This is a genomic window from Phormidium pseudopriestleyi FRX01 (assembly GCF_017313335.1).
Classification (GTDB): Bacteria; Cyanobacteriota; Cyanobacteriia; order Cyanobacteriales; family Laspinemataceae; genus Laspinema; species Laspinema pseudopriestleyi.
This window is the reverse complement of the sequence record NZ_JAFLQW010000435.1, coordinates 1-6,986: the sequence shown is the minus strand read 5'-3', so window position 1 is coordinate 6,986 and position 6,986 is coordinate 1. Positions and strand designations below refer to the sequence as shown.

At 49.1% G+C, this 6,986-nt stretch carries 7 protein-coding genes and 1 pseudogene; 4 read left to right on the top strand and 4 right to left on the bottom strand.

What is annotated here, in order from left to right; all coding sequences use genetic code 11:
• Together J0895_RS16395 and J0895_RS16390 are read left to right on the top strand one after the other, a co-directional pair.
• Nucleotides 1-181: pseudogene (locus J0895_RS16395) on the top strand (hypothetical protein); the annotation flags it as partial.
• A gap of 95 nt (nucleotides 182-276) precedes the next feature.
• Nucleotides 277-543, top strand: a complete 267-nt coding sequence (locus J0895_RS16390) for a hypothetical protein (RefSeq protein WP_207089118.1) — start codon at nucleotides 277-279, stop codon at nucleotides 541-543.
• Between the two features lie 120 nt (nucleotides 544-663).
• Here the strand turns inward: J0895_RS16390 and acsF are convergent, their stop codons facing one another.
• Entirely contained in the window at nucleotides 664-1,740 is a 1,077-nt protein-coding gene (gene acsF, locus J0895_RS16385; protein WP_207089117.1) for a magnesium-protoporphyrin IX monomethyl ester (oxidative) cyclase, read from the bottom strand.
• A gap of 413 nt (nucleotides 1,741-2,153) precedes the next feature.
• On the opposite strand from acsF, the gene J0895_RS16380 reads away from it, so the two are divergent.
• Nucleotides 2,154-3,605, top strand: a complete 1,452-nt coding sequence (locus J0895_RS16380) for a protein kinase domain-containing protein (RefSeq protein ID WP_207089116.1) — start codon at nucleotides 2,154-2,156, stop codon at nucleotides 3,603-3,605.
• 3 nt (nucleotides 3,606-3,608) lie between these two features.
• Here the strand turns inward: J0895_RS16380 and J0895_RS16375 are convergent, their stop codons facing one another.
• From J0895_RS16375 to J0895_RS16365, 3 genes are all read right to left on the bottom strand, one after another.
• Nucleotides 3,609-4,160, bottom strand: coding sequence for a DUF2996 domain-containing protein (locus J0895_RS16375; RefSeq protein ID WP_207089115.1), 552 nt, complete (start codon nucleotides 4,158-4,160; stop codon nucleotides 3,609-3,611).
• Nucleotides 4,161-4,173: 13 nt separating this feature from the next.
• On the bottom strand, nucleotides 4,174-5,061 hold the full coding sequence (locus J0895_RS16370; protein ID WP_207089114.1) for a hypothetical protein: 888 nt from the start codon (nucleotides 5,059-5,061) through the stop codon (nucleotides 4,174-4,176).
• A 97-nt stretch (nucleotides 5,062-5,158) separates the two neighbouring features.
• Nucleotides 5,159-5,662, bottom strand: a complete 504-nt coding sequence (locus J0895_RS16365; protein WP_207089113.1) for a hypothetical protein — start codon at nucleotides 5,660-5,662, stop codon at nucleotides 5,159-5,161.
• A 384-nt stretch (nucleotides 5,663-6,046) separates the two neighbouring features.
• Between J0895_RS16365 and J0895_RS16360 the strand changes: the two genes are divergently transcribed.
• Nucleotides 6,047-6,580, top strand: a complete 534-nt coding sequence (locus J0895_RS16360) for a phycobiliprotein lyase (RefSeq protein WP_207089112.1) — start codon at nucleotides 6,047-6,049, stop codon at nucleotides 6,578-6,580.
• Nucleotides 6,581-6,986 lie beyond the last annotated feature (406 nt).

The window sequence follows — 6,986 nt, the reverse complement described above, 5'->3', positions numbered from 1 at the left end:
TCTAGACTCTGATGAGCTACCTACATTTGGTGAAAAACCCGAAGGGTGGCAAGAATCTGGCAAGCGGGTTAAGAGGGGATTGTACCGGACTGCAAATAATTGGTATATCAATGCTGATTGTAATGGGGCAGCCAACATTCTGCTGAAAAGTAGCGGTAACACTTGGGTTAAATCTGAGTGAAGTCAGTAGAGGCGCATTGACTACGCCCTTAAGGTTCAGATTCTGGACTCTTAAAGAATCCCACGCTCTTTAGACGTGGGAGTGTCAAGCCGGAGATGGTGGAGTATTGGAAGCATGAACATCATCACATTGTCGGGAGTCGCGGGACCAATGCCATGATTGCGAAGTATCGGGGTCAACAGGCGCAACAACAAGTGCAAGCTATCCACGGCAACTACTATGAGCAGATGAATTTTGAAATTAAGCTGGATCTGCGTTGGCAGCAGGAACTTTCCCCGGAGAATTTAGCGACCTTTGAACGGATTGTGGCCGATCGCAATCGTCCTTTTGCATGGCCCCTCACGACTGAATCCACCCCTTAGACCTCTTGCTTTCATGGAGTAGAGATCCCCACAGCCAGCCCTAATCTAACCAACAAAAACGGCTCTGCAAAAAGCAGAGCCGAAGGACGAAACAACAGAGGAGCGAAACCGGAAAACTATCTAGTGAGCGACCCCTTGTTCTGACGTTAAATCAATAGGCTTCAAGAAATAAAGCCGCACGATTTGCCAGACAGTTGAGATGTAAAGGGGTAGCTTCTGGAAAAACTGCACAATCTTAGGCTGGTTAGAACCTGCGATTTCTGCTATTTTAGCATTATTTCCCGTGCAAGTATCCAATCGGGCAAAGAACTCTGGATGATCTACATCCAAAATCACCGGGAAAACCCGTCCCGCAGTTTCATTAGTCTTGCGGATGACGTGAATATCATACTCACGAGCATCGAGACCAAGCACCGAGTAGAATCCGGAACGCTGAATATCATTCAAAAACATGGTAGCAAAAACCGAGAGTAAAAAGAACCGGCTCCACAGTTTTGCTTTCCAATCGTTTAAGATATCAGGCTGGGCCTTCATCAAGGCATCAAAGAAATCGCCGTGGCGGTTTTCGTCCTGACACCAGTTCTCAAAGAAGCGGAAAATCGGATAAATCCGATGTTCAGGATGCGCTTCCAAGTGCCGATAAATCGTGATATAGCGCCAATACCCAATTTTTTCCGATAAATAGGTCGCGTAGAAGATGAATTTCGGCTTAAAAAAGGTGTATTTCTTACTTTTGGTCAAAAATCCCAAATCCAGGGAGAGCTTGAAGTCACTCATCGCCTTGTTCAGGAATCCGGCATGACGCGCTTCATCCCGAGACATTAGCAAAAAGCACTCGGCTAAAACCGGATTTTTGCCTTTGAGTTTGCGTGCTAGTTCCTTATAAAGAAGAAACCCAGAAAACTCGGCAGTGCAAGAGCGTTCCAGAAATTCGATGAAAAGTTGACGAGTTTCGCCATCAATCCCATCCCAAGATTGGTTGAACTCTTCATCCCGAACGAAGTGGTGCCGGTTGTAGTCGGCGCGGAACTCTTCGAGAATGGCTTGGAGTTCGTCTTCGTTGGGGGAGATGTCCATCCGCGCCATCTCATCAAAGTCTGTGGTGTAGAAGCGCGGCGTCAGGATGGTGTCCTTGGCGGGAGCTTTAACCCCTGGGCGGATTTCTTCAAATGCAGGTTTCTTTAGGGAATCTACCATAGGTGTAGGTGAGGGTGATGTTATAGCTGATTTGCTTTAGGCGAGGTGGAGACCGACTCAGAAGCTGCGCCAAAGGCGCGACTTCTCTAATACGGAGCGCTCGGCATTTTTATGAATGATGCCTGATTACGAAATCCAGTCTACCAGGGTATGAGACTTTAGGAACAGCCCAAAGCGTTAAAATTTGCAAAACCACGTCAATTTTTGTAAAGTTGGCGGTAAAAATTCTCAAGGGAAAAGCCGAGAGTGGAGCAGAAAGGGGTTGAGGGGAGGGCTGTTTGAGGCTCCCCACCGCCGGGAAAGGGGTTTAGGAGGGCATCCGGGACGGGTGAGGATTCCCCCCATCAGGACAAGCATCTTGAGGGAGAGTTGTGCCAACATGAAAGCACAGGCATCACTATCGCTTATTGTTTATGAGTTTCTGCCTCAATCCTCAGTGTCAGAAGCCCCAGAACCAGGATGGGGCGCAATATTGTGCCAATTGTGGCGCTAGGTTAAGGTTGGGCGATCGCTACCGTGCCATCCAGGCGATCGCGGCGGGTGGTTTTGGCCGAACCTTCCTGGCGATCGACGAATACAAACCCTCCAAACCCCGTTGCGTCATCAAACAATTCCATCCCGACGCCCAGATCAAGAGCAATTCTTCGCCCAAAGCCTCCCAACTCTTTCGCCAAGAAGCCATCCAACTCGAACAACTGGGACAACATCCCCAAATCCCCGACTTGCTGGCAACCTTTGAACAGGAAGGACGGCAATATTTAGTCCAAGAATTCATCGAGGGGCAACATCTGGCAGACGAACTGGCCCTCTGCGGTCCTTTCACCGACTCCCAGATTCGCCAACTGTTAAATAACTTACTCCCCGTCCTGCAATATGTCCACGATCGCCAAGTCATCCACCGGGATATCAAACCCGAAAATATCATTCGGCGGCGCAGTAACGGACAGCTCATCTTAGTAGACTTTGGTTCCGCCAAAGCCGTCACCGGCACCAGTATAGGCAGAAGCGGTACTGTCATCGGCAGTGCTGGATATGCCGCCCCGGAACAGGCGATCGGGAAACCCACCTTTGCCAGTGATATCTACAGTCTAGGAATCACCTGCATCCATTTGATGACCCAAATCGAGCCATTTGAACTCTTCGACCCCCGAGAAGGGACCTGGGTCTGGCCAGACTACCTCGTAAATAATCCCGTCAGCGATTCCTTGCGGCAGGTCCTCGACAAAATGCTGCAACAGCCCCTCTCTCGACGCTATAGTTCCGTCACCCAGGTTTTGGCCGATTTAAACAGAACAGTAGTTCCCCCAAAACCCGCCCTCACCCCCCCGAAGAATGCCTTGTCATCGGTGGAGGAGTTAGGGGAGCAAATGTCCCGCTTGCAGCAAGAAAAATCTGTCAGACTCGGCGTCAGTTACCTGTTATGGATGGGGGGCTTTTTGGGAGTGGGGGGCCTGCATCGGTTTTATAACGGTAAATACGTCACCGGAGTCCTGTGGTTTTGTACCTGGAACTTATTCTGGATGGGTCAAATCGTAGATGGCTTTATCATGCCGGGGATGGTGGATAAATACCAAGACAAAATGAGAAAAAGACTGGGAATTTCACCAATGGGAGTCCCCTTAGCTCCCCAAAATTCGATTAGCCAAACCGTAAACCTGCAAACCCAAGATCAACTCATGATCGCCCTCGTTAGAGCCGCCCAAGCCCGAGGGGGCCACCTTTCGGTTACCCAAGCTGTTATGGACACCAACAGGAGCTTTAGCGAAGTCGAACAAGCCCTCACCAAGATGGTTTCCGCCGGTTATGTCAGCGTAGAAAACGACCCCGTTACCGGAGTCGTCATCTATCGATTCAACGAGTTGTGAGGACTAATTGCGAGTCACCCACTTTTGAGCCGTCAGTCTTTGCACGACGTAAAAGACCAACCCATTGAGGTCAATCTTGCGTTCGTCAATCAAAAATGGCTCTAAGGTACTCGGTTGGCTCACCCGCTCAAAGCAGGAAAACGCTCTAGGTCCTTTGATATCATCCGTGGGGAAATAAACCCGGAAGTGACGCTCTCCGTCCAACCAATCTCCCTTCACCTGCGCCCAGCTTTCCTCGGAGGTAAAACCGGGCATGGTAACTTTTTGGTTGGACCAAGTGATTTGTAAGTCATCAATCCCCTTTTGGGCGAGGGCCGTTTTCAATGCCGGGATATAATCCTGTTCGATGAACTCGGCAAAGGGCTTATCTTCTAATGCCGGAGGCTTGACCTTTTTCGCCGCCGCCCCTTCGGGTTTGGCATCCCCGGCTTGAGCTGCCTTCCCTGGCGGTTTGGCTTTGGGTTCAGCAGATGCCTTGGTTTTCTCGAACGGTTTAGGGGATGGAGTCGGGGGATTCTTCGATGCTTCCTCTGAGTTAGGTTGGTCTTGTGACATGGTTTCTCCTCAATTAAATCTCGGCAACGGCTCTTTCAATCAACCGATGAGCTAGGGTTTGAATCCCTGTATGCTCATAGTAATTGGTGGACATATCCAAGAACGCCGCTAAATAGTCCAACTTATCATCGGATATTTCGATAAATTGCTGAAGGTTGTTGGCAACTTTTTGGGGGGTTAATCCGCGAGAGGCGACGAAGTTATTCATCCAACCGGAGGTGGAGGCGAAACTTTCCCCAATAAAGCCCAGTTGACCCGCCGCATTTCCCCCAGGAATCATGGTACTGAGTTTTTTAAACATGGCATTTTCTTGCAAGTCGCTGGGGTTCAATCCGCCGATCACCGATTGGGCTTTCAGGACGAAGTTGGGACCTAGGGGAATCAGACCATCGAAGCAGACGAGGGCCGCCATCCGCATCAGGGATTCGCCGCTGTAGTTGCCGAGGGATTTGACAAAATCGCCGATGCTGTCCCCGGGGATGCCGTTGATTTGGCAAAAGGCAATTAATTCGGCGACGACTTTCAGGGAGAGGTCGATGGTTTGCGCTTTGTCGGCTCGGGGGGTAATTTTGTTAAGGAAGCTGAGTAAGCCGATTTTTTCTCCGACTTTGTTGGCGATCGCGGCAGCGCCGAGGGTGACCCCAAAACTATCGACGGTTTGGTAGATCCACAGGGCGCGTTGATAGCCTTGGGATTTATCGTTGTAGAGTTGGATGGCCCGATCGCCTATTTGTTGGATTACGGCTTGATCTGTCACTCCGGTGACGCTTTTAATGGTGTTTTCAAACCCGACTAAGTTAGTCCACTGACCCGGAACGACAAAATCGAGGGCTCGCAGGGAGTGAATGGTTAGGTTATTGGTGGGGAGTTCGTCCACCAACTGTACGATTGTTTTGCTCACAGATGTCTCCTAGTGTTGGGGAATAGGTGAATAGGAATTTTGGCGGGTGCAAGTTACGCTATCCACGATGGGTTACCCTTTGAACGGGGAATTTATATTATTTCAGTTGCTTGAGTCCGTTAAGATTAAATCGCTGCAACCACGCTTCGCGATCGCTGGCGCTAAAGGCGGGATTTCGCGACTGGATTTTCACTTGGAAGCGATCGCCCACTAAAATCGCTGTATCGTTCGGCGTCAAAGAAGACGAAGGATATCCCCCCACTTGGGTATTACTCTGCTGGAATTTCTGTACTGCACTGGGATTGGTGACGGTATCAGAAATGGATAACATCGCCATATCTTGGCTCCCTTGTTGCAATTTCGCCTCTGCAAACCCCTCTTTTTCTTGGGTATAGACGAGACTGTATCCCCCACTATTTGAGGGAAATAGGCGGTTAAAGGAACTGCCAGGGACGGGTTGACCCGATGCGCTGACTTCCGTACTTTGTTGCTGTGTTCCATCCCACCGTGAAGGTTCTTGGACTTCACCGCAAGCGCTCACGAGGAGTAACAACCCCAAGCAAGATGAGAGTAAAATTTGACGCAGACGAGGTAATTTCATTTTCTCTTAGTGTTCTGTTTTGAACCGTAGGTAATACCTGCTATTTTACCGGGGATTTCTCCTGGATACTGGAGTAGCCTTTTTTCAAAGGTTTAACCCGTACCCTGACGTAGCAATTGTAGGGTGGGCACTGCCCACCGTAAGGAGGTGGGCAGTGCCCACCCTACTACTAAGGAGACCTAACCCAGGGTTCTCTTAACAGGATTCGCGAACAGAATCAGAGATTCAAGAAGGCACGATTCAGCATAGGATATTAAAAAGCGGACTTACGGGATGGGCTGTTAGCACTCCAGGCTATCGATGGGTTGGCAGTATTGATCTGAACCAATTGGGTACAACCGTAAGTCCAGTTCAAGTCAAGTCCCTCGTACTCCTACGTCGTTGATGGATATTATCGAGTTTTTCCAACACAGTGCCGGGAAGTGGTTTTCCCAGCGAACCTGTCAAGATCTCCCTGCGGTCAAATCTGTAGCTGGCACAACTGACCTTTGGCTGGATGCCTTGTCATCCGAGGACCCAGAGGCGATCGCCCTTTGTCAAGAGTATGGCATTGATCCGGCAGAGGCATTAGGTGGGGTGCGGATTCGATGGGAAAATAAACCCCTCGACTCTGAACCCAAACAATCCGGTTCAACTCTCTTGGTGGCGATCGCAAATGGTTCACAGCCGACTGAAGGCCAATTGCTTCGGAAATCGACAACTTCTGATGAATTACCGACCCAGAGTCGTTACATCATTGGCAGTGATGATGTGGTAACGTTCATTGCTGAATCTGAACATCTCTACGAGGAAGAACGCATCTGGTATGCCAGTGATAATTTGCGCCTAAGAACCCATGTTGTCAAGCGAGCCGATGGTTTTAGTCTAGCTTCTTTCTACAGTGAAATTCGCATGGGCGGCAAACCAAAGGAAGATTAAACCTAAATTTATGCTGAAGTCGTTCTCAATGTTCGTAGTAACGACTTCAGTCGTTTCTTAATGTTCGTAGTAACGACTTCAATCGTTTCTTAATCCTATCATTAATCGCTTTAAATTAATAGTTTGTAGTAACGACTTCAGTCGTTTCTTCATGTTCGTACTAACGAGTTGCTGTCGTTTCTTAATCCTATCATTAATTGCTTTAAATTCATAAGGATTAGGATAATTGATGAAACCTCACTCGATTACTTTTGCTGAGAAGGGTTTCATGGGGTTTGGAATGGGTGCATCCGATGTTTGGACAGTTTGCCCTCATCCCCCGGAGCCCCTTCCTTACAAGAGTAGGTTTTTTACGTTCAGGGGGATTTGCCTCACATTTAAGATTACGAACGGTCCCCGGACCTTG